The 21,722-nt window shown below is 66.6% G+C and carries 24 protein-coding genes; 10 read left to right on the top strand and 14 right to left on the bottom strand.

All coding sequences use genetic code 11. The annotated features are described in order from the left end of the window. Window positions 1-68: 68 nt before the first annotated feature. The 5 genes from ribD to P0645_RS01440 form a co-directional block, all read right to left on the bottom strand. Window positions 69-1,166, bottom strand: a complete 1,098-nt coding sequence (ribD, locus tag P0645_RS01460) for a bifunctional diaminohydroxyphosphoribosylaminopyrimidine deaminase/5-amino-6-(5-phosphoribosylamino)uracil reductase RibD (protein WP_284162778.1) — start codon at window positions 1,164-1,166, stop codon at window positions 69-71. Next, on the bottom strand, window positions 1,163-1,630 hold the full coding sequence (gene nrdR / locus P0645_RS01455) for a transcriptional regulator NrdR (RefSeq protein WP_284162777.1): 468 nt from the start codon (window positions 1,628-1,630) through the stop codon (window positions 1,163-1,165). Before nrdR ends, ribD begins: the two co-directional genes overlap by 4 nt. Window positions 1,631-1,833: 203 nt before the next feature. Continuing rightward, window positions 1,834-2,568, bottom strand: coding sequence for a glycosyltransferase domain-containing protein (locus P0645_RS01450; RefSeq protein ID WP_284162776.1), 735 nt, complete (start codon window positions 2,566-2,568; stop codon window positions 1,834-1,836). A gap of 79 nt (window positions 2,569-2,647) precedes the next feature. Then, complete coding sequence (locus tag P0645_RS01445) at window positions 2,648-3,481, bottom strand: glycosyltransferase family 25 protein (RefSeq protein WP_284162775.1); 834 nt, start codon at window positions 3,479-3,481, stop codon at window positions 2,648-2,650. Between the two features lie 82 nt (window positions 3,482-3,563). Next, the gene (locus P0645_RS01440; RefSeq protein WP_284162774.1) at window positions 3,564-3,821 is read right to left on the bottom strand and encodes an accessory factor UbiK family protein; all 258 of its coding nucleotides are present in this window, start codon (window positions 3,819-3,821) and stop codon (window positions 3,564-3,566) included. Between the two features lie 111 nt (window positions 3,822-3,932). On the opposite strand from P0645_RS01440, the gene lgt reads away from it, so the two are divergent. From lgt to P0645_RS01420, 4 genes are all read left to right on the top strand, one after another. Next, window positions 3,933-4,817 carry a prolipoprotein diacylglyceryl transferase gene (lgt, locus tag P0645_RS01435; protein ID WP_284162772.1) on the top strand — a complete coding sequence of 295 codons (885 nt, stop codon included), beginning with the start codon at window positions 3,933-3,935 and terminating at the stop codon, window positions 4,815-4,817. Continuing rightward, complete coding sequence (locus P0645_RS01430; RefSeq protein ID WP_284162771.1) at window positions 4,814-5,887, top strand: class I SAM-dependent methyltransferase; 1,074 nt, start codon at window positions 4,814-4,816, stop codon at window positions 5,885-5,887. The genes lgt and P0645_RS01430 overlap by 4 nt, the downstream gene beginning before the upstream one ends. Next, window positions 5,887-6,648: a peptidoglycan editing factor PgeF gene (gene pgeF, locus P0645_RS01425; RefSeq protein ID WP_284162770.1), complete on the top strand. Its 762-nt coding sequence runs from the start codon at window positions 5,887-5,889 to the stop codon at window positions 6,646-6,648. The genes P0645_RS01430 and pgeF overlap by 1 nt, the downstream gene beginning before the upstream one ends. Before the next feature lie 238 nt (window positions 6,649-6,886). Then, entirely contained in the window at window positions 6,887-7,693 is an 807-nt protein-coding gene (locus tag P0645_RS01420) for a Hint domain-containing protein (protein ID WP_284162769.1), read from the top strand. A 106-nt stretch (window positions 7,694-7,799) separates the two neighbouring features. Here P0645_RS01420 and P0645_RS01415 read toward each other — a convergent pair whose 3' ends face one another. Next, on the bottom strand, window positions 7,800-8,300 hold the full coding sequence (locus P0645_RS01415; protein WP_284162768.1) for an Lrp/AsnC family transcriptional regulator: 501 nt from the start codon (window positions 8,298-8,300) through the stop codon (window positions 7,800-7,802). 166 nt (window positions 8,301-8,466) lie between these two features. Here P0645_RS01415 and trxB point away from each other — a divergent pair, with 166 nt between their 5' ends. Together trxB and P0645_RS01405 are read left to right on the top strand one after the other, a co-directional pair. After that, window positions 8,467-9,408, top strand: coding sequence for a thioredoxin-disulfide reductase (trxB, locus tag P0645_RS01410; protein WP_284162767.1), 942 nt, complete (start codon window positions 8,467-8,469; stop codon window positions 9,406-9,408). A 260-nt stretch (window positions 9,409-9,668) separates the two neighbouring features. Then, a complete protein-coding gene (locus P0645_RS01405; protein ID WP_284162766.1) occupies window positions 9,669-11,375 on the top strand; it encodes a bifunctional sulfate adenylyltransferase/adenylylsulfate kinase in 1,707 nt (568 codons plus the stop codon). A gap of 64 nt (window positions 11,376-11,439) precedes the next feature. Here P0645_RS01405 and P0645_RS01400 read toward each other — a convergent pair whose 3' ends face one another. From P0645_RS01400 to P0645_RS01390, 3 genes are all read right to left on the bottom strand, one after another. Beyond that, the gene (locus tag P0645_RS01400) at window positions 11,440-11,919 is read right to left on the bottom strand and encodes a cytochrome b (protein ID WP_284162765.1); all 480 of its coding nucleotides are present in this window, start codon (window positions 11,917-11,919) and stop codon (window positions 11,440-11,442) included. Window positions 11,920-12,038: 119 nt separating this feature from the next. Next, window positions 12,039-12,266: a DUF1150 family protein gene (locus P0645_RS01395; protein WP_284162764.1), complete on the bottom strand. Its 228-nt coding sequence runs from the start codon at window positions 12,264-12,266 to the stop codon at window positions 12,039-12,041. A 9-nt stretch (window positions 12,267-12,275) separates the two neighbouring features. Continuing rightward, window positions 12,276-12,689 carry an Hsp20 family protein gene (locus P0645_RS01390; RefSeq protein ID WP_284162763.1) on the bottom strand — a complete coding sequence of 138 codons (414 nt, stop codon included), beginning with the start codon at window positions 12,687-12,689 and terminating at the stop codon, window positions 12,276-12,278. Window positions 12,690-12,867: 178 nt separating this feature from the next. Between P0645_RS01390 and P0645_RS01385 the strand changes: the two genes are divergently transcribed. After that, complete coding sequence (locus P0645_RS01385; protein WP_284162762.1) at window positions 12,868-13,086, top strand: YdcH family protein; 219 nt, start codon at window positions 12,868-12,870, stop codon at window positions 13,084-13,086. A gap of 2 nt (window positions 13,087-13,088) precedes the next feature. On the opposite strand, the gene P0645_RS01380 is transcribed toward P0645_RS01385, so the two are convergent. Then, entirely contained in the window at window positions 13,089-13,490 is a 402-nt protein-coding gene (locus P0645_RS01380; RefSeq protein ID WP_284162760.1) for a DUF3995 domain-containing protein, read from the bottom strand. A gap of 94 nt (window positions 13,491-13,584) precedes the next feature. On the opposite strand from P0645_RS01380, the gene purE reads away from it, so the two are divergent. The 3 genes from purE to P0645_RS01365 all read left to right on the top strand — a co-directional run bounded on the left by purE (window position 13,585) and on the right by P0645_RS01365 (window position 16,747). Further along, on the top strand, window positions 13,585-14,070 hold the full coding sequence (gene purE, locus P0645_RS01375; RefSeq protein WP_284162759.1) for a 5-(carboxyamino)imidazole ribonucleotide mutase: 486 nt from the start codon (window positions 13,585-13,587) through the stop codon (window positions 14,068-14,070). Further along, complete coding sequence (locus P0645_RS01370; protein WP_284162758.1) at window positions 14,063-15,130, top strand: 5-(carboxyamino)imidazole ribonucleotide synthase; 1,068 nt, start codon at window positions 14,063-14,065, stop codon at window positions 15,128-15,130. The genes purE and P0645_RS01370 overlap by 8 nt, the downstream gene beginning before the upstream one ends. Before the next feature lie 210 nt (window positions 15,131-15,340). Continuing rightward, the gene (locus P0645_RS01365; RefSeq protein ID WP_284162757.1) at window positions 15,341-16,747 is read left to right on the top strand and encodes an amidase; all 1,407 of its coding nucleotides are present in this window, start codon (window positions 15,341-15,343) and stop codon (window positions 16,745-16,747) included. Here the strand turns inward: P0645_RS01365 and P0645_RS01360 are convergent, their stop codons facing one another. The 4 genes from P0645_RS01360 to P0645_RS01345 are packed head-to-tail and all read right to left on the bottom strand — an operon-like array spanning window position 16,748 to window position 21,713. After that, on the bottom strand, window positions 16,748-17,656 hold the full coding sequence (locus P0645_RS01360; protein WP_284162756.1) for an MBL fold metallo-hydrolase: 909 nt from the start codon (window positions 17,654-17,656) through the stop codon (window positions 16,748-16,750). Between the two features lies 1 nt (window position 17,657). Then, entirely contained in the window at window positions 17,658-18,740 is a 1,083-nt protein-coding gene (gene mraY, locus P0645_RS01355) for a phospho-N-acetylmuramoyl-pentapeptide-transferase (protein ID WP_284162755.1), read from the bottom strand. A gap of 58 nt (window positions 18,741-18,798) precedes the next feature. Further along, window positions 18,799-20,232 (bottom strand): UDP-N-acetylmuramoyl-tripeptide--D-alanyl-D-alanine ligase, encoded by a 1,434-nt coding sequence (locus tag P0645_RS01350; RefSeq protein ID WP_284162754.1) that lies wholly within the window; start codon window positions 20,230-20,232, stop codon window positions 18,799-18,801. Further along, the gene (locus tag P0645_RS01345; RefSeq protein ID WP_284162753.1) at window positions 20,232-21,713 is read right to left on the bottom strand and encodes a UDP-N-acetylmuramoyl-L-alanyl-D-glutamate--2,6-diaminopimelate ligase; all 1,482 of its coding nucleotides are present in this window, start codon (window positions 21,711-21,713) and stop codon (window positions 20,232-20,234) included. The genes P0645_RS01350 and P0645_RS01345 overlap by 1 nt, the downstream gene beginning before the upstream one ends. Between the last annotated feature and the right edge of the window lie 9 nt (window positions 21,714-21,722).

Here is a 21,722-nt window from a genome sequence, read left to right as displayed (position 1 = left end):
CCGCGCCCTCCTCGCGAAGAGGGCCACGAGGGCCGATGAGCGGCCCGGTCCGCCCGCGTCCGCCCGCGTCACATGCGCGACCAGCGGCTCAGCACGTCACCGCCGACCGGGCAAAGCTCCTCCAGCCGATAGCGTCCGGCGCCCGCCAGAGTGTCAAGACCCAGCGCGCCAACGCCCGGCCGGGCATCGCTGCCAAGCGCGAGGCCGGAGGTGAAAAGCGCAAGCTCGTCCGCCAGACCGGCGCGGATCAGCGCCGCTGCCAGCGCCCCGCCGCCCTCGCAGAACACCCGGGTCAGGCCAAGGGCGCCCAGGACCTGAAAAGCCGCCCTCATGTCGAGACCGCCGTCGGCGAGCGGAACTTCGATCAGCCGCGCGCCGAGCGCGGACCAGTGGCTGCGCGCGGCGGCGGCAGCGTCCGGACCGTGCAGGAGCCACAGCGGAACCTCTGTCGCCGTCCTGGCCAACTGGCCATCGCGCGGCAGGTCAAGCCCGCGCGCCGCGACAATCCTCACAGGCTGACCGGTGACGCCGAGCCCGCGCACCGTCAGACCCGGATCATCCGCCCGCGCGGTACCCGCCCCGATCAGCACGGCATCATGACAGGCCCGCATCAGATGGGTCCGCCGCCGCGCCTCTGGCCCGGTGATCCAGCGGCTTTCGCCCGAGGCGGTCGCGATCCGGCCGTCGAGGCTGGTTGCGAGCTTCAGGGTCAGCATCGGTCGCCCGAGAGTGACGCGACTGAGGAAACCTTTCTGGACCGCCCGCGCCTCGGCCTGCATGAGGCCGGTCTCTACCACGATACCGGCATCGCGCAGCAGCGCATGCCCCCCGCCCGCGACCCTAGGGTCAGGGTCCTCAAGCGCTGTGACGACACGCGCCACGCCCGCCGCGATCAGGGCGTCCACGCAGGGCGGGGTCTTGCCATGGTGGGCGCAGGGCTCAAGGCTCACATAGGCGGTGGCGCCGCGCGCGAGCACGCCCGCCTGGCCGAGCGCCTGCGGCTCGGCATGGGGCCGCCCGCCATCGGCAGTCCAGCCACGGCCGACGATCCGGCCCTCGTTCACGATCACGCAGCCGACCGCCGGATTGGGCCAGACCCGGCCAAGCCCGCGCGCGCCCAGTGCGATCGCCTGGGCCATGAAGGCGCGGTCGTCCGCGCCGCTCACTCCTCGGCGCCGGCCGCCGGGCGCAGTTCCGAGACGAACTTGTCGAAATCGTCGGCGGCCTGGAAATTCTTGTAGACGCTGGCGAAGCGCACATAGGCAACCGTGTCGATCCGTGCGAGCGTCTCCATAACGATCTCGCCGATGGTCTTCGAGGGAATGTCGGTCTCGCCAAGGCTTTCCAGACGGCGGACGATGCCGGAAATCATCTGGTCGATCCGTTCCGGCTCGATCGGGCGCTTCTGCATGGCGATGCGGATCGAGCGTTCGAGCTTCGAGCGGTCGAAGTCCTCGCGACGACCCGAGGACTTGATCACCACGAGGTCGCGTAACTGCACGCGCTCATAGGTGGTGAAGCGCCCGCCACAGGCCGCGCAGAACCGCCGCCGCCGGATCGAGACATGGTCTTCAGCCGGGCGGCTGTCCTTCACCTGCGTATCGACATTGCCGCAAAACGGACAGCGCATGGATATCTCCCCGAAAACCCTTTGCCCGCAAGGACTATAGGGGCGCACCCAAAGGATGGGTAGGGGCTTTTTCGGCCCACCAGATTTGGGCGGCCGATCTGTGGCGGCAAAGACTCAGGCCCGCCCGGGCCGCTCGTCGCTCCTGACGGGGTTCCTCGCTCACCGAGCGAAGAGCGCGCGCCCGGCGCGCGATGAGCGGCCCGTCATCGCCCCTTGATGGAATGATAGAAGCGTCGAGCCGCCTGATAGGCCAGATGCTTGCGCGGAAAGTCCGGCACCCGGTTCGCACGGTCGAGGAAATCGTGCTGAACCGTCTCGCGCCAGTCGAGACTTCGAATGAATTCGAAAGGCAGGCCAAGTTTCCAGACCAGATAGGGGAAGGAAATCTGGTCGCGGCGCGAATAGCGCAGCACATGTTCGAACCAGCGCTCGCCGAAATGCGCAACCGCCGGATCCTGATGGCGGCGCAGGATGAAATGGCCCTCGATCAGGCCCGAATGCCCAGGCATGCCCTCGGCACGGTAGGTGCGCTCGCGTTCCCTCAGGATACGATAGTCATCCAGCCCGTTCTCCCAGCAGGTCTGCAGTTCCTGATAGACGCAGTCCCGGCGGAAATGCGCAAACGCGAAGAAGGCGGCATCGCTGCCCGCCGTCACCGTTTCAAGAATCTCCAGCGGATCGCGTTTCAGCCGCGACTTGTTGTCGAGCCAGAGAGACCAGCCCTCGCCCAGATAGCGGTGCGGCATCAGCTTGGCGCGCCGCGAGGCCCGGGCGGGGTCGAGCCCGTCGAGCGGATCGTGAACGATCTCGACCCCGGGAAAATCGACATCCGCATGGTCGGTGAAGAGAACGCGCCGCACATGGGTGAAAGCGCCGAAGACCTCGCGGTTCAGCGGTTCCTTCGATCCATAATATGCGGAATAGAGGGTAAGTGTCATGGGGCCACTATAGGCACGGCCGGTGCGCTGAAAAGCCACCTCGGATGGCGCAGACGGTCGGAGGGGCGAGACGATGCCCCTAGTCGCCGGGCCAGCCGATGTCGGTGGCCGGATCGACGTGCCTCAGGACCGCGCCTGAGGCCCGAAGGCGGCGCAGCAGAAGCCCGAGCGATATCCGCAGGCGACGCAGCCGGAAGCGAAACCACGCGGCGCCCGCCCCCCGGTCCGGCATCGGTTCGGTAAAGATGATCGATGCGCCGATCCGGTCGAACGGGGCGGGTGGCGCGGGCAGGAACTGGGCCTGCCGCGCAGCGGCGGGTTCGACCTGATGGCGGACAAGACCGGGGACGAGATCAATGGCGGCATCCGCAAGCGGCAGAACCGTTTCGGTCGCGGCCAGAAGGCGGCGCGCGCCGTCGGGCCAGAGCAAGTAGGCGGCTGCGCCCCCACGGTCCCGATAGAGGCGCGAGAGGACGAAACCGACCTCGCAAAGCGGCTCCGTTGCACGCGACAGGAGCTTCGGATGCACGTAGGTTTCGAACGTCACATACTCGGTGCCCGGGCGCCCGATCAGGTCGGCGAGCAGCGCAGGCAGGGCCGGGGACAGTATGGCATCGTCTTCCAGGATCAAACGCGGCCGACCACCGGCCAAGACCTCCGCCCACGCGCGGCGGTGAGAGAGGGTGCAGGCGATCTCGGTCGCGCGCAGGGGCCGCGCCCAGGCGTTTCGGAACCGGGCGAGTTGGGCGGGGGCGACGTCGGCAACGCTGGTGGCGGCCAATAGAGTAAAAGGGACGCCAAGCCGGTTGAGTTGCCGTTCCTGAAACGCCCGACGGTCCGTGGCAGAGGCGAGATTGATAAGGATCGCGAGGCCTTCCGGAAGCCCGAGACGCGCATCGCTGCCCACGTTCACTGCCCCTTCGTCTCGCGCGCCCGCAGGGCCCGTCGCCGATCATCGCCCCGGCCGGAACCGGGAACGGCCCCAGAGCGCCCCATCAGCCCTTGGTCTTCTTCCTGGCACCTTCCAGCGCCTCGATCCGTGCTGCAAGCGCCTCGTTTTCCTCGCGGGCCTTCTGCGCCATGGCGCGGACGGCGTCAAACTCCTCGCGGGTCACGAAATTGCGGTCGGCGAGCCAGCGGTCGATCCAGCCCTTCATCGCCGTCTCGGCCTCGGTCTTGGCGCCCTGGGCCACGCCCATCGCATTGGTCATCAGTTTCGACAGATCGTCGATGAACTTGTTCGGGCCTTCCATGGCGGAGCCTCCTTCTCGGGCATCTTGCCGCCTATATGGGCTGAAGGCCCGGGAAGCTCAAGGTTGACAATGTCGCGCCCTCGGGCTCTGACGGGCGGAAAAGAGGGCATGATGCAGGCAGTCATCGCATTTCCGGACCTGTCGAGCGAGATTTTCTCGATCGACATCGGCACCTTCAGCTTCGCGCTGCGCTGGTATGCGCTGGCCTATCTCGCCGGTCTCGTCGTCGGCTGGAAGGTGATCCAGGCGCTAATGCGGCGACCGACACTCTGGCCCGGCGACCGGGCGCCGATGGAACCTGGCAAGGTCGAGGATCTTCTGACGTTGATCGTCCTCGGTGTGGTTCTCGGCGGCAGGCTCGGCTACGTCTTCTTCTATCAGCGCGACTATTACCTCGCCAATCCGGGCGAGATTCTCCGGGTCTGGGAAGGCGGCATGTCCTTCCACGGCGGTTTTCTCGGCGTGATCGCGGCGGGCCTGTTCTTCTGCTGGAAGAACGGCGTGCGCCCGATGCTTCTGTCGGACGCAATGGCGCTTGTGGCCCCCATCGGCCTTTTCCTCGGGCGGCTCGCGAATTTCGTGAATGCCGAGCTTTGGGGGCGGCCCACCGACCTGCCGTGGGGAGTGATCTTTCCCGGCGAGGCGGCACAGGACTGCCCCGGCATTGTTCCGGGAGACTGCGCCCGCCACCCGAGCCAGCTTTACGAGGCCGGTCTTGAAGGGCTCTTGCTGGGCGCCCTTCTCTACTGGCTTTTCCGGCGTGGCGCTCTGAAACGGCCCGGCCTCATCACCGGCACCTTCCTTCTGGGCTACGGCCTGTCGCGTTTCGTCGTCGAGTTCGTGCGGCAGGCGGACGGGCAGTTCATTACGCCCGACAACCCCCTTGGCCATGTCATAGGCTCGGCCGGTTTCGGCCTGTCCATGGGTCAGCTTCTCAGCCTGCCGATGGTGGCGGCCGGCCTTTGGTTCCTTGCCCGGGCACGGGCCAAGGGATGACGCCGCTCGGCCGCCTCATCGCGGCGCGGGTCGCGGCGGAGGGGCCGATCACCCTCGCCGACTATATGGCCGACTGCCTGATGCATCCGGTTCACGGCTATTACGCCAGCCGCGACCCGTTCGGGGCACGGGGCGATTTCACCACCGCGCCCGAGATCAGCCAGATGTTCGGCGAGCTTCTGGGCCTTTGCCTCGCGCAGGCCTGGATCGATCAGGGCCGCCCCCTGCCCTTCCGCCTGGTCGAGCTTGGCCCCGGGCGCGGAACGCTGATGGCGGATATGCTGCGGGCGATGGCCTCGGTGCCCGGACTTGCCGGGCAGATCAGGGTCGGTCTCGTCGAAGCCTCACCGACGCTGCGCGGCGTCCAGAAGGATCGGCTGCAGGGGTACGATGTGCAGTGGCTTGACGGGCTAGCCGATCTTGCCGAAGGGCCGCTTTTCCTCGTCGCCAACGAATTCTTCGACGCGCTGCCGATCCGCCAGTTCGTTCGCACGGCGGCCGGATGGTCCGAACGGATGGTCGGGCTTCAGGACGGGCGGCTGACGCTCGGCCTTGGACCGGCAACGCCTTACGGACCGCTCGCCCCCCGCCTCGCCGACACCCGCCCCGGCGATCTGGTCGAGCTGTGCCCTGCCCTTCCGCCTATAGCCGATGAGATCGCCCGACGGATTGCGACGCATGGCGGCGCCGCACTGGTGATCGACTATGGCGGCTGGCATTCTCTCGGCGACACGTTCCAGGCGCTGAAGGCTCATCGCCCGACCGATCCGTTCGCCGCACCGGGCGAGGCCGATCTGACCGCGCATGTCGATTTCGAGGCGCTGAGCCTTGCTTTCACCCGCCCCGGCGCCCGCCCAAGCCGGATGGTGCCGCAGGGCCAGTTTCTGGAACGGCTCGGCATCGCCGAGCGCGCGCAGCGGCTGGCCGCGCGTTTGCAGGGCCAGCCGCTCGACAGCCACCTCGCCGCCTATCGGCGCTTGACCCATCCATCGGAAATGGGTGAGTTGTTCAAGGTGATCGCCTGTCATCCTTCAGGTGCACCACCACCGCCGGGACTGGACCCCATCTGATGGCCACGACGCTCGAAAGTCTGACCGATCCGGCGCTGGAGCCCGTGACGCACGGTTTCTTCACCCGCAAAGGCGGCGCCTCCTCCGGCATTTTCCACGGGCTGAACTGCGGGCTCGGTTCCTCCGACCAGTCAGAAGCGGTGATGATGAACCGCGAGCGGGTGGCGACCCATCTGTCGGTCCCGGTCGCGGCACTCGTCGGCGTCCATCAGGTTCATTCCGCCGATGTGGTGACCGTCACCGCCCCGTTCGACAAGGCGCCGCGCGCCGATGCGATGGTGACCGACCGTCCCGGTCTCGCATTGTCTGTCCTGACCGCCGACTGCCAGCCGGTGCTTCTGGCCGACGCCGGGGCAGGTGTGATCGGGGCGGCACATGCGGGCTGGCGGGGCGCTTTGACCGGGGTGCTCGAAAACACGGTGCTGGCGATGGAGCGGCTCGGCGCACGCGCCGACCGCATCGTCGCGATGATCGGCCCGACGATCAGCCAGCGCGCCTATGAGGTCGGACCGGAGTTCATGGAGAGCTTCCTGAGCGAAGATGCCTCGTACGACCGTTTCTTCGCGCAGGGCCAAGGCGACCGGCTGCAGTTCGACCTGCCGTCCTTCGGTCTCTTCCGGCTGCGCGCGGCCGGTGTGGGGCTGGCGCGCTGGACCGGGCACTGCACCTATTCCGACCCGGACCGCTTCTTTTCCTTCCGCCGGTCGGTTCACCGGCATGAAGCTGACTACGGCAGGCTGATCGCCGCGATCCGGCTCTGAGGTCCCGTCGCGGTCGAATCGAACTCCCGCCACATTCCGATAGCCATTGTTCATTAACCATACGGCAATCTTGACATAACGGCCGCGATTGGCGGCCGTTTTCGGCAAAGTTCGCCCAAGATTTGACAGGCAGACAGAATGGGCGCACAAGGAAGACGCTCCCAGTTTTCGGGCGCAGCATTTGTGACGGCTTTTTCGCCGTTTCTATTTTTGAAGTTTGAACCGGAAGGTTTTTGATATGATGCATTCCGCCCCGAGCGTGGCTTCGGCCATGCCTGCCTTGTCATCCCCATCCAGAACGACAGACCTGTTCCTGCCGCGTGGCGCCAAACCCGCGCCGCGCCCGCCGCGCCCGACCTTCAAGATGCGCCGCTACGAGGTGCAGTGGCTCGGCGCCGACGGCCAGATCGAGGGTGAGAGCCGCACTGCCCCGGCGCTGCCCGAATTCGAGGAGGCTTTCTCTGCCCTTGCCCGCGGCACGGTGATAGACACCGCGGAAGGCCCGGTCGCGATCGAAGACCTTCTGCCCGGCATGCAGGTCGTGACCGGCGAAGGCCGGATCGAGACCGTGACCTGGATCGGCTCGATGACGCTTTTCCCGCCGAACACGATCCCCGGGATCGCCGCTACCAGCATGACCCGGATCACCGCCGACGCTTTCGGTGGCGGCAAGCCGATGCCCGACATCCTGCTTGGCCCCGAGGCACGGCTGCTGATGCGCAACGCCCGGACCCGTGCGGCCGGTCACGCCGCCGCCTATTGCCCCGCGCGCGGCCTGATCGACGGTCTGTCGGTGATCGAGGTCACGCCGGTCGCCCCGGTGACGGTCTACCATGTCGTTCTGGAAAACCACGGCTCGCTGCGCTGCGCCGGGATCGAGATCGAGAGCTTCCATCCCGGCAAGAACCCGTCCGAACGGTTCGACCCGCAGCTTGGTCAGCTGTTCCTCGCGCTCTTCCCGCAGGTAAAGGGCTGGGGCGGCTTCGGCCCGATGGCCCATGCGCGCCTGAGCGAGGAAGAGGCCGCGGACCTTATCGCCGCCTGACAGGCTCCCTGTCTCCGGGCCGGGCGGAATTTTCCTGGGTGCGGAAGGAATTTCGCCGGACGGCTGCGGAGGCCGCTTGAGGCGTGGATCGTTGCGCGGGGCGTGATCAGCCCAGGCGCGCGATCCGCGCCTCAAGCACGTCAAAGGGTACGCCCGGCTGGTCTTTCGCGCAGCGGATCACGAGCGATGTCTTGACCGAGGCGACATTGTCGGCCGCCGTCAGTTCCCCGGTCAGGAAGTGCTGGAAGGACGACAAGTCCGGCGCCACGCATTTCAGGATGAAATCGATCTCTCCATTCAGCATATGGCACTCGCGCACCAGCGGCCAGTCGCGGCAGCGCTGCTCGAATGCCGACAGATCGGATTCGGCCTGCGATTTCAGGCTGACCATGGCAAAGACATGAACCTCGAATCCCAGTTCGCGCGGGCTCACGTCGGCATGATAGCCGCGGATATAGCCGGTCTCTTCCAATGTACGGACCCGGCGCAGGCAGGGCGGCGCGGAAATGCCCACGCGGCTTGCCAGCTCGACGTTCGTCATCCGGCCATCGGCCTGCAGTTCCGACAGGATCTTGCGGTCGATCTCGTCGAGCTTGTGGCCGGCCATTGAACGTCTCCTTTGAAAACTTTGCGGAACTTACCGCCGGGGGCAGTAATGCGCAATATTATTTCGCGTATTGGCGATTTTCCGCATCGGGGCTGGCGGACATGCCCCCTTTCCCCGAGCCGGGTGGCTGATTATATCCGGGCGGAGGGAATGTGAAGAGGCAGCGATGGGCGAGACACGGCATACAAGGGTTCTGATCATCGGCTCCGGCCCGGCAGGCTATACCGCAGGGGTCTATGCCTCGCGCGCGATGCTCGCGCCGATCCTCGTCCAGGGCATCCAGCCCGGCGGCCAGCTGACGATCACCACCGAGGTCGAGAACTGGCCCGGCGATACCGAGGTGCAGGGCCCCGACCTTATGGTCCGGATGGAGGCGCATGCAAGGGCCATGGGGACGGAGATCATTTCCGACCACATTTCGGCGCTTGACCTGTCGCAGCGGCCCTTCACGGCGACCGGAGACGGCGGCACAACCTACACGGCGGATGCGGTGATCCTCGCCACCGGCGCGCAGGCCAAATGGCTGGGCCTGCCCTCGGAAGAGAGGTTCAAGGGCTTCGGCGTCTCGGCCTGCGCGACCTGCGACGGCTTCTTCTATCGCGGCAAGGAAGTGGTGGTGATCGGCGGCGGCAATACGGCGGTCGAGGAGGCCTTGTTCCTGACGAACTTCGCCTCGAAGGTCACGGTGATCCATCGCCGCGACTCGTTCCGCGCCGAAAGGATCCTGCAGGACCGGCTCTTCAAGAACCCCAAGATCGAGGTGATCTGGAACCATACGGTCGAGGAGATCCTTGGCGACGACGCCCCCCTCGGCGTGACCGGCGTGCGCATCCGCGACACCTTGACCGCGGCCGAGCGCACCGTGCCCTGTGCGGGCTTCTTCGTGGCGATCGGCCATGCGCCCGCGTCGGAGCTGGTGAAGGATCAGCTGGAGCTTCACGCGGGCGGCTATGTGAAGGTGACGCCCGGTTCCACGGCCACCTCGATCCCGGGTGTCTTCGCCGCAGGCGACCTGACCGACCATGTCTATCGCCAGGCGGTGACCTCGGCCGGCATGGGGTGCATGGCGGCACTCGACGCCGAACGCTGGCTCGCGACGGCCGGGTAGAAAAATCTTCGCGAAGATTTTTCTACCCCCGGATCCCCTCCGAAGAGTTTTCGCGAAAACTCTTCGGAACCGGGCGTCTGCCCCATATCAGTCGTTCGGCGTCTGCGCCTTTGTCCGGGAATCTCTTCCATTCATCCGCCGCAGCGCGGCATTTCCGCCCTTTTCGCGTGAAATCAGGCTATTTCCCTTGAACCGCCCGGCTTTTCGGGGCTATGCCGCCGGCAAATTCAAAGTCTTTCCGCTTGCAGAAGGCCCATTCCATGGCACCCGCGAACCATGCACCGATCCCCGAACTCTATGTCTCCTACGATTCCGCCCAGAAGCTGAAGCACGAGGCGGGCAGCCTGCCCTCCTGGGATCTGACGCCGCGCCAGATCTGCGATCTGGAACTTCTGATGAACGGTGGCTTCCACCCGCTGAAGGGTTTCCTGACCGAGGCCGATTACGACAGCGTCGTCGAGACGATGCGCACCGCAGACGGCGCGCTCTGGCCGATGCCTGTGACGCTCGACGTCAGCGAGAAATTCGCCGAGGGTATCGAACCCGGGCAGGACATTGCGCTGCGCGACCAGGAAGGCGTGATCCTTGCCATCCTGTCGGTCACCGACAAATGGGTGCCGAACAAGGCGCGCGAGGCCGAAAAGGTCTTTGGCGCCGACGACATCGCCCATCCGGCGGTGAACTATCTCCACCACAAGGCGGGCAACGTCTATCTCGGCGGGCCGGTCACCGGCATCCAGCAGCCCGTGCATTACGATTTCAAGGCCCGCCGCGACACGCCGAACGAACTGCGCGCCTTCTTCCGCAAGCTGGGCTGGACCCGCGTCGTCGCCTTCCAGACCCGCAACCCCTTGCACCGCGCGCATCAGGAACTGACCTTCCGCGCCGCGAAGGAAGCGCAGGCGAACCTCTTGATCCATCCCGTCGTCGGCATGACCAAGCCGGGCGACGTCGACCATTTCACCCGCGTCCGCTGCTACGAGGCGGTGCTTGGCCAATACCCGGCCTCGACCACGCATATGAGCCTTCTGAACCTTGCGATGCGCATGGGTGGCCCGCGCGAGGCGCTCTGGCATGCGATCATCCGCAAGAACCACGGGCTCACGCATTTCATCGTCGGCCGCGACCATGCGGGCCCCGGCAAGAACAGCCAGGGCAAGGACTTCTACGATCCCTACGCCGCGCAGGAACTGGTGCGCCAGCATCAGGCGGAAGTCGGCATCGAGATGGTCGACTTCAAGCAGATGGTCTATGTGCAGGAAAAGGCACAATATTATCCGGTGGACGAAGTGCCGGAAGGCTCGACCGTCCTCGACATTTCCGGCACCGAACTCCGCCGCCGCCTGCGCGAGGGGCTGGAGATCCCCGAATGGTTCTCCTTCCCCGAAGTCGTGAAGGAACTGCGCCGCACCTCGCCGCCGCGCGCGAAACAGGGCTTCACCGTCTTCTTCACCGGCCTCTCGGGCTCGGGCAAGTCCACGATCGCCAACGCGCTGATGGTCAAGCTGATGGAGATGGGCGGGCGCCCGGTGACGCTGCTCGATGGCGATGTGGTGCGCAAGCACCTGTCATCGGAGCTGGGCTTCTCGAAGGAACACCGCGACATCAACATCAAGCGCATCGGCTATGTCGCGTCCGAGATCACCAAGAACGGCGGTATCGCGATCTGCGCGCCTATCGCGCCCTATGCGGCCACCCGCCGCGCGGTCCGCGAGATGATCGAGGCCTTCGGCGCCTTCATCGAGGTCCATGTCGCGACCTCGGTCGAGGAATGCGAACGGCGTGACCGCAAGGGGCTCTACAAACTCGCCCGCGAAGGCAAGATCAAGGAATTCACCGGCATCTCGGACCCCTACGAGGTCCCCGAGAACCCCGAACTGCGGGTCGAGACCGAGAATGTCGATGTCGACAATTGCGCCCATCAGGTGATCCTGAAGCTGGAAAGCATGGGCCTGATCAAGGCCTGAGCCTTCCCACAAGACGCAAGAAGGCGCGACCCCGGCAGGGGCCGCGCGTTTTTTTGCCGGAACTTCAGTTCGGGCGCAGCATCCGGGACAGAAGCCCGTCCTTCAGCACATATTGGTGATAGAGCGCGGCGAGCGCATGCGCACCGGCAACCGCTATCAGAAGGTTGGCGGTCAACTGGTGCAGGTCGGCCGTGCTTTCGGCGCCCGCGAACCAGCTGTAGGCGCCGAGGCCGGGCACGAGAACCATGAGGAGGTAGAGCAGCCCGTGCGCCCATCGCGCGGCCCGGTCCATGAGGCCGTCGCCCGCGCTTCCCGGCACGCCGGCCGAAAAGCGCACGACCATCCGGATCGCGCTGAGAATGAGCACAGCCATGCCCGCCCAGACATGGAACGTCGAGCCGAGCGTCGGCCCGCCTTCGCCTTCGAGCATATGGTCGAAGACCTCGGGCATCTCCTCCGACAGGAAATAGTTGGCGAGAATGAGTGCGGCGATCAGCCAGTGAAGCGCGATCTGCGCCGCAGAATAAGAAGATTTCACTTGCATCGGGTTCCTTTCAACCGTCACACGCGGTCTTTCGGAACATCCGCCAGAATTGCCCCCGCGCCTATCGGTTTCCGGGGGCAACGGCCCTGTCTCTTACGAAAGTTTATCCGCCGCGCCGGTCAATGCACGCTCAGCGGCGCATAGTCGTTCTCGCGCGCCAGAAGGAACGCCATCCGCCGGTCAGCCACCAGCGCCAGCTGTTCGCCATCGGCGCCATGGACCGCCCAGATCACCTCGCGATTGCCCGCATGCGCGCGCAGCTCGTCAGGCAGATCGGCAACGGCGACGGGGCGGACATAGACGATCCGCTCGCCCTCGACCGCGCCGAAATCAAATTTCGTATCCATGCCTGCCTCCTATTTCCGGTCGATCCGGATGGTCTGCACCACGGCCTCCGGCACGGCCCGGCGCAGGTCGACATGCAAAAGCCCGTTCTCCATCGACGCGCCCGCGACATCCACGCCGTCGGCCAGCACGAAGGCCTTCTGGAAGGCCCGCGCCGCGATGCCGCGGTGCAGGAAGACGCGACCCTCGCTGTCGTCGGCCTGTCGGCCCCGGATCACCAGCTGGCGGTCCTCGACCGTGATCGAAAGGTCATCCTCGCGGAAGCCCGCCACTGCCAGCGTGATGCGGAAGGCATTCTCGCCGGATTGTTCGATATTGAAGGGCGGGTAGCCGTCGCTGCCGCTCTTCGCGGCGCGCTCGACCAGCCGGTCGAGCTGATCGAACCCCAGAAGGAAGGGATGGGCGGCAAAGGTCAGTTTGGTCATTCGGGCAGGCCCTCGGCTTAAGCGACTTGCGAACGGCGCGCCCCGGATCGGCAACGCACCTGACGGGCAATATGGGGTGGCGCAACGCGGGCGGCAAGGGCGCGAGGCGCTAAGACTTCCCATGATGGCAGCGCGCCGTGTAGACTGTGGCAAGAGGCCAGAGCGAGTCGGAAAGACCATGAATGCCCAGTTCGAGATGGACAGCGACGAGGTCCTGCGCGTCAAACTCGGTGTCCTGAAGCAGGAACACCGCGATCTCGACGAGGCGATCCATACGATGGAAGAGGCCGGACGCGCCGATCAGCTGACGCTTCGGCGGCTGAAGAAGCAGAAGCTGCATCTGAAGGACCAGATCGCCCGGATCGAGGATATCCTCACCCCCGATATCATCGCCTGACCTCAGGCGGCCAGTAGCCAGAGCCCAGCGCCGAGGACCAGACAGAGCGGCGCGTAGCAGCGCCTGTCGAGGGTTGCGAAGGGCTCTTCCGGTACAAGGCGGCGGAAGGCCGCGACATAGGCGGCCACGCCCCGCAGCAAGAACACCGCACCTGACGCCCAGAGTGCCGCCGTGCGCAGGATCGTATCGGGCCACCAGATGACCGAGGCAACGCCGAGAAGCGCCACCACGACGAGCGAACAGGCGATGGCGCCGGGCATCCGCTCAATCCCCCGCGCGCCGACCACGGCGCGGGCAAGCCGCCCTTCGTCGCCGAACGGAAACCACCAGCCGATCGCCCACACCAGGTGAAGGCCGGCCAGGATCGAGAGGACAGAGGTCAGGGAACCGGTCAGGATTGTCATGGCGCAGGACTATAGCGCTCTTTCATGGCGTCAAGGTGACGTTGCACCGCACCCGGCCCCATGCTAACCGGCCCCTGACAAGCGAGGGGCGGACATGGGCGTCAAGGTCGGCATCATCATGGGGTCGCAGTCGGACTGGCCGACGATGAAGGAGGCCGCCGCCATCCTCGACGAGCTGGGCGTGGCCTATGAGACGAAGATCGTCTCGGCCCACCGCACCCCCGACCGGCTCTGGGACTATGGCAGACAGGCCGCAGGGCGGGGCCTGCAGGTGATCATCGCGGGCGCCGGGGGGGCCGCGCATCTGCCCGGCATGATGGCCTCGAAGACCCGGGTGCCGGTGATCGGCGTGCCGGTCCAGACCAAGGCGCTTTCGGGCGTCGACAGTCTTTATTCCATCGTCCAGATGCCCAAAGGCTACCCCGTCGCCACGATGGCCATCGGCGCGGCGGGCGCGGCGAATGCCGGGCTTCTGGCCGCCGGAATTCTCGCGCTGCACGATTCCGCACTTGCCACCCGCCTCGACGCCTGGCGCGCGGCGCTCTCGGCCTCGATCCCCGACGAGCCCGCCGATGAGTGAGCGGCTCGCCCCAGGGTCCACCATCGGCATCCTCGGCGGCGGTCAGCTTGGCCGCATGCTCTCGGTCGCGGCGGCGCGGATCGGCTACCGGACCCATGTCTACGAGCCGTCCGCGAACCCGCCCGCTGCCGACGTCGCCCACAAGGTGACGACCGCTCCTTACGAAGACGAGGCGGCACTCAGCGCCTTCGCCAGCTCGGTCGATGTCATCACCTACGAGTTCGAGAATGTGCCGACCTCGGCGCTCGATCTCTTGGAAAGCCTGCGGCCGATCCGGCCGAACCGCAAGGCGCTGGCCACCAGCCAGGACCGGCTTCTGGAGAAGGACTTTCTCAGCTCGATCGGCCTGACGACCGCGCCCTATGCGGCGGTCGACGATGCCGCCGGGCTTGACGCGGCCATCGCCCGGATCGGCGCGCCCGCGATCCTGAAGACCACGCGCCTTGGCTATGACGGCAAGGGCCAGGCGCGGATCCTGTCGGCCGCCGATGCGCCCGGGGCGCTCGCCGCGATGAACGGCGCGCCTGCCGTGCTGGAAGGGTTCGTCACTTTCTCGCGCGAGGTCTCGGTGATCGCGGCCCGGTCGCTCTCCGGCGAGGTCGCCGCCTATGATCCGGGCGAGAATGTCCACCGCGACGGCATCCTGCACACGACGACCGTCCCCGCCCGCCTGAGCCCGGCCGAGCGGACCGATGCCGTGCTGCTTGCCGCCCGCATCCTCAACGCGCTCGATTATGTCGGCGTGATGGGAGTTGAGCTCTTCGTGACCGATCAGGGCCTCGTGGTGAATGAAATCGCGCCGCGCGTCCACAATTCCGGCCACTGGACCCAGAACGGCTGCGCGATCGACCAGTTCGAGCAGCATATCCGCGCCGTCGCTGGCTGGCCCTTGGGCGACGGATCGCGACATGCGGATGTCGAGATGGAGAACCTGATCGGCGACGATGTGCTGCGGGTGCCGGATCTCGCGCGCCAGAAGAACACGGCGATCCATCTCTACGGGAAAGCCGAAGCGCGGCCGGGCCGCAAGATGGGCCATGTGAACCGCATTCTGCGCTGACGGCCGCCTCCCCTTCCGACCCGCCCCTGCAGGGCCATCCGGCCCCGCCCGAGCCATCCCCTCTTTCGTTTCCAAATATCCTCGGGGGAGCGCGAGGGGGCAGACAGCCCCCTCGCACGGGTCGGCCGGGCGAAGCCCGGACGAAACAGCAAGCGCGCTTGCATCCAGCCCTTGCCGGCTTACTCTCTGCCCGACGACAGGGAGCCAGCGATGAGCCTTACCGATCATTCCGCGTCCGATCTCATGCGCCTTCTGCGGGCGCGCAAGCTCTCGGCGTCCGACATCATGGCGGACTATCTCGACCGGATCGCCCGGCTCAACCCTGGGATCAACGCGCTTGTCTCGCTGATCGACCCCGATGAAGCGATGCGCCGCGCGCGCGCCGCCGACAAGGAAGAGCCGAAGGGCTGGATGCATGGCCTGCCCGCCGCCCCGAAGGACTTGGTGGCGACGAAGGGCCTGCGCACCACCTGGGGCTCGCCGCTCTTTGCCGATCATGTGCCCGGGGCCGATGATCTCGTGGCGGCGCGGCAGCGGGCGGCGGGTGCGATCTTCATCGGCAAGACCAATACCCCGGAATGGGGGCACGGCTCGCATTCCTTCAACCCGGTCCACGGCACGACCCTCAACCCCTACGACCGGACGCGCGGCGCGGGCGGCTCCTCGGGTGGCGCGGCGGCGGCGCTCGCCACGCGCCTCCTCGCCGTGGCCGACGGGTCCGACATGATGGGGTCGCTGCGCAATCCGGCGGCCTTCTGCAATGTCTACGGCTTCCGCCCGACCTGGGGCCTCGTGCCGCAGGATGCCGAGGGCGATACCTATCTGCACACGCTCTCGACCGAAGGCCCGATGGCGCGCACGATCGAAGACCTCGCGCGGCTTCTCGAAACCCTGTGCGGCCCGAACCCCGAGGCGCCGTTCGGGCGCGCGGCCGAAAGCTTTGCCGACCGTCTTGACCGTGACGTGAAGGGCCTGCGCATCGGCTGGCTCGGCGACTGGGGCGGGGCCTATCCGCTGGAGGCGGGCATCCTCGATCAATGCCTTGCGGGGGCAAGGGTGCTTGAAGATATGGGCGCCATCGTCGAGCCCGTCGCGCCGCCCTACCCTGCGGAACGGCTCTGGCATGCCTGGATCACGCTCCGCGCCATGCTGAATGCAGGTTCGATGAAGGCGCTCCATTCCGATCCGGCGAAGCGCGCGAAGATCAAGCCCGAGACGCTGTGGGAGATCGAGCAGGGCCAGTCGCTGAGCACCGCCGCGGTCTACGAGGCTTCGACCATCCGCTCGCGCTGGTACGCGCATGCCGCCAAGCTGTTCCGGACTTACGATGCGCTGATCATGCCCGCCGCGCAGGTCTGGCCCTTCCCCGCAGATTGGCGCTGGCCGAGGGAGGTCGCGGGCCGGACGATGGATACCTATCACCGCTGGATGGAGGTGGTCGTGCCGGTATCGCTGATTGGCCTGCCGTCGCTCTGCCTGCCCGTGGGCTTTGGCGCGGGCGGCCTGCCGATGGGGATGCAGCTGATCGGGCCGACCGGGTCGGACGCGAATATCCTGTCCATCGGCCAGGCCTATCACCGCGCGACCGACTGGCCGGGGCGCCGTCCGCCCGCCTGATCAGGCCCGGCCGGCGAAGTGGGCGAGTGTCTGTTCGACATTCTGCCGGTGGACCGCCTCGTACTCCCGCCAGTAGATCAGCGTTCCGGCTTCGAGATCTTGCGCCACGACATCGGCAAGATCGCGCGCGCCCTGTTCGGGGCGCGCAGCGAGTGACTGGAGCCAAGAGACATAGCGCGCCGTGGCGGCAAGAAGGTCACCGCCATACCCGCCCGACGCGATCCGTTCCGGCGCGCCGTGATTGGGGTAGATGCGGCGCGCACCAAGCCTGGCGATCTTTTCCAGATCGCGAAGATGGATGGCAAAGTCCTCGGGCGCGCCGACATAGGTCACTGTATCCTCTACCGTGTCACCCGCCAGAAGAACGCCTCGGCCGGGCAACCACAGAAGGGCAGCATCGTCGGAATGAATGTTGGCGGCGATCAGCTCGATCCGCTCACCACCGAACTCGAAGGCCATGTGACCTTCGAACGTTTCAGTCGGCAGGATCAGCGGGTTGATGGCGGGCAGGCCGTGATAGGTTGCGTCTTCGACAGCTTTGCGGTGCGCTGCCAGATGCCTCAGCGTCAGCACGTTGGCGATGACCGGTGCGCCCGCAAAGGCGGCCGTGCCCGCGACATGGTCGAGGTGCCAGTGGCTGTAGGTCACGGTGAAGCGCCGGACGCCCAGCCCTTCGAGATGGGCGCGGATCGCCCCCGCATGGGCCACGGACACATGGCTGTCGTAGACGAGCGCCTCGTCGCCCGCGACCAGCGCGTAAGAGGCGGTGCCGAGCGAGATCGCGCCCTCGTCCACCCAGTTCGGCGCCTCAATGAACCGGTAGCCCGGCACGCGCCCGTCGTAATAGGCGTAAAGGCCCGGTTCGGGGTTCAGGACGCGCAGATGCCCGACGCCGCCGAGCCCTGCCATGCTAACGCAGCTTCAAGGTTGCGAGACCGACGAGCGCGAGAATGAGCGAGATGATCCAGAAACGGATCACGATCTGCGGTTCCGACCAGCCTTTCTTCTCGAAATGGTGGTGGATCGGCGCCATCAGGAACACCCGCTTTCCGGTGCGCTTGAAATAGGCGACCTGGATGATGACCGACAGCGTCTCGACGACGAAAAGGCCGCCCACGATCGCCAGCACGATCTCATGCTTCGTCACCACTGCGATGGCCCCAAGCGCGCCGCCGAGCGCGAGCGAGCCCGTGTCGCCCATGAAGACCGCGGCAGGGGGCGCGTTGTACCACAGAAACCCCAAGCCGCCGCCGATGAGGGCGGCGCAGAAGATCACCAGTTCGCCCGTACCCGGCACGAAATGCAGGCCGAGATAATCGGCGAAATTCACGTTGCCGACGAAATAGGCGATCACGCCGAAGGTACCGGCGGCGATCATCACCGGCATCACCGCAAGCCCGTCCAGCCCGTCGGTGAAATTGACCGCATTCGCAGCGCCGACGATGACCAGCATGGCGAAGGGCACGAAGATGAAGGAGAGGTTGATCAGCGTGTCCTTGAAGACGGGAAGGGCCAGCTTCATCGACAAGGCTTCGGGGTGAAGAAGCGCGGCCGCATACCCTGCCGCCGCCGCGATCAGGAAGCCGATCAGCAGGCGGATGCGCGCAGACGATCCCTTGGTCGACTGTTTGGTGACCTTGGCATAATCGTCGGCGAAGCCGAGAAATCCGAAGGCCGCCGTCACCATCAGCACGATCCAGACATAGGGGCTGTCAGGCCGCGCCCAAAGGAGCGTCGAGAAAATAAGCGCCGACAGGATCAGAAGGCCGCCCATGGTCGGCGTTCCGGCTTTCGACAGATGCGATTGCGGGCCGTCGTCGCGAATGGGCTGTCCCTTCTTCTGCTTGCGCCGCAGGAAATTGATCAGCGGCTGGCCGAAGAGAAAGCCGAAGAGCAGCGCGGTGAAAAAGGCGCCGCCCGCGCGGAAGGTGATGTAGCGGAAGAGGTTGAACACATCCCCCCCGTCCGACAAAGCGGTCAGCCAGTACAGCATCTACGCGTCCCCTCGGCTGGGCCTTCGGCCCGTTTCTTCTTTCTTTCCGCGCCCGGGTCTATTCGGGCGCGACCGGATGCCCCAGTTTCTTCAGCGCGTCAACCACGAGGCTGACCTTCGACCCTTTCGAGCCTTTCACGAGGATCACATCGCCCGCGTCCGCCAGTTGATGGGCGCGGGCGGCAAGCTCGTCGGCTTTCTCGACCCAATCGCCGCGTTTCTCGCGCGGCAGAGCTTCCCACAGCCAGCGCATGCGCGGACCGACGCAATGGATGAAGGCGAGGCTCTCGACCGCCGGATGGCGGGCGACGGCCTCGTGCAGCGCGCGTTCGTCCGACCCAAGCTCCAGCATGTCGCCGAGGATGGCGATCCGGCGCCCCGCGGCATGGCGCCCGATCCCGTCCTGAGGCCGGGAGGCCGCGATCACATCGAGTGCCGCAGCGAGGCTGTCGGGATTGGCGTTATAGGCATCGTCGATCAGGTCATAGGTAAAGCCCGGCTCGACCGGGTCGAGCGAGATGCGCTGCCGCTCGCCCCGCCCGGCGGGCGGTGCCCACAGACCCAGGTCGCAGGCGGCAATCGCCGGATCGAGGCCGAGCGCATGGGCGGTCGCAAGGACGCCGAGCGCGTTCTTGGCGAAATGCCGCCCCGCCGTGCGCACCTTGAAGAGGATCGGCTGGCCTGCATGCCTGGCCTGAACCACGGTCGTGTCCTGCGCCAGCGTCACGGTGCCAAGCTGCCAGTCATCGCCCGAGCCTGCCCCGAAGGTCACGGCCGCCGCACCGACGGCGCGGGCCGCCTCCGCAAGGATGGGCGAGGTCGGCAGATCGCCGGGCATCACCAGAATGCCGCCGGGTTCCAGCCCCAGGGCGATGGAGGCCTTCTCGCGCGCGATCCCTTCGATGGCGCCGAACGCTTCCAGATGCGCCGTGCCGATGGTGGTGATCATCGCCACATGCGGCCGCGCCAGCCGCGCGAGCGGCGCGATCTCTCCGGGATGGTTCATGCCCACCTCGATCACCGCGAAGGCGGCGTCCGGCGCCATGCGGGCGAGCGTCAGCGGCACGCCCCAATGGTTGTTGTAGGAGGCTTCGGCCGCATGCACACGGCCGTTCGCCGCCAGAACAGTGCGCAGCATCTCCTTGGTCGAGGTCTTGCCGACCGACCCGGTCACCGCCACCACCTTTGCCGAAGCCCGCGCGCGCCCGGCCCGGCCAAGCGCCTCAAGCCCTTGCAGCACATCCGGAACGATCAAGAGCGGATCAGCCTCGGAACAGTCGTCGGGGATGCGGGAGACAAGCGCCGCCGCCGCGCCCCGGTCGAGCGCGGCGCGGACGAAATCATGCCCGTCGCGTGCATCCTTCAGGGCAACGAAAAGGTCGCCCGTGGCGATGGTCCGACTGTCGATCGAGACGCCATCGGCCGTGAAGGCGCGTGTCGCCCGCCCGCCGGTCGCGCGTGCCGCATCGTCCGAGGTCCAGAGCGCGGCCATCAGATCACCCCGTCAAGGGCGGCGACCGCGACGCTCGCCTGTTCGGCATCGTCGAACGGGTAGATGTCGCTGCCGATGATCTGGCCGGTCTCGTGCCCCTTGCCCGCGATCAGCAGCGCGTCACCCGGTTGCAGCGCATCGACACCGCGCAGGATCGCCTCGGCCCGGTCGCCGACCTCGGTCGCCTCCGGGCAGCCCTTCATCACTTCGGCGCGGATCGCGGCCGGGTCCTCGCTGCGGGGGTTGTCGTCGGTGACGATCACCACATCCGCATGGTGCGCCGCCGCCTCGCCCATCAGGGGACGTTTCAGCCGGTCGCGGTCGCCGCCCGCGCCGAAGACGCAGATGATGCGGCCCATCACATGGGGGCGCAAGGATTGCAGCGCCGAAGCCAGCGCGCCGGGCTTGTGGGAATAATCGACGAAGACGGTCGCGCCATTGGCGCGCGTCGCCGCCAGTTCCATCCGGCCGCGCACCGTGGTCAGGCCCGGCAGGGTGCGGGCAATCTCTTCCGGCGAATGGGTGCCGGAAGCCGCGACCAGCGCAGCGGCGGCCAGCACATTCTCGGCCTGGAAACCGCCGATCAGCGGCAGGCGGACAAGGAAGGGCGTGCCGTTCCAGGTAAAGCGCAAATCCTGGCCCGTCGCATCGAACCTTTGCGCGCCAATCCGGATGTCGGCACTGGCCGCCTGACCGATCGTCACCAGCCGATGCCCGCGTCCCCGCGCGATCGCTGCCATCTCGGCCCCGCGGGCATCGTCTATATTGATGACGGCAGTGCCCTCTTCCGGCAGAACGCGGGCGAAAAGCCCGGCCTTCGCCGCGAAATATTCATCGAAATCAGCGTGATAGTCGAGGTGATCCTGACTGAAGTTGGTGAAGGCCGCTGCCTTCAACCGCACCCCGTCCAGCCTGTACTGGTCCAGACCGTGCGAGGAGGCTTCCATCGCCGCATGGTCGATGCCCGCCGCCGCCATCTCGGCCAGCACCGAATGAAGCGTGATCGGTTCGGGCGTGGTATGGGCAAGCTTGCCGTGAAAGTCGCCAAGGATACCCATCGTGCCAAGGTTCGCGGCCTTGAGGCCAAGCGCCTGCCAGATCTGGCGGGTGAAGGTCGCGACCGAGGTCTTGCCGGAGGTACCGGTGACCGCGAAGACAGTCTCGGGCTGGCGCCCGAACCAGAGAGCCGCAGCATAGGCCAGTGCCTGACGCGGTTCTTCTGCCACCACCAGCGCCGCCTGCGATCCGGCCAGTTCGGCTTTCGCGATCTCTGCCCCTTCGCGGTCGGTCAGGATCGCGCCCGCCTCCATCCGAAGCGCGTACTGGATGAATTCGCCCCCATGCATCTTCGAACCCGGCAGTGCCGCGAACAGGAACCCCGGCTTCACCTGGCGGCTGTCGGCGGTCAGCCCGGTAATCCGCGCTTCGCGCCCATCGCGCGAGGTCAGCCCCAGGTCCGCCAGTGATTTCGTCGCCGCCATGCTACCCCC

The sequence above is a fragment of the Frigidibacter sp. SD6-1 genome (assembly GCF_030143255.1).
Classification (GTDB): domain Bacteria; phylum Pseudomonadota; class Alphaproteobacteria; order Rhodobacterales; family Rhodobacteraceae; genus TMP-24.
Note: the sequence above shows the minus strand (reverse complement) of the source record. Positions and strands in the feature narration are given on the sequence as shown.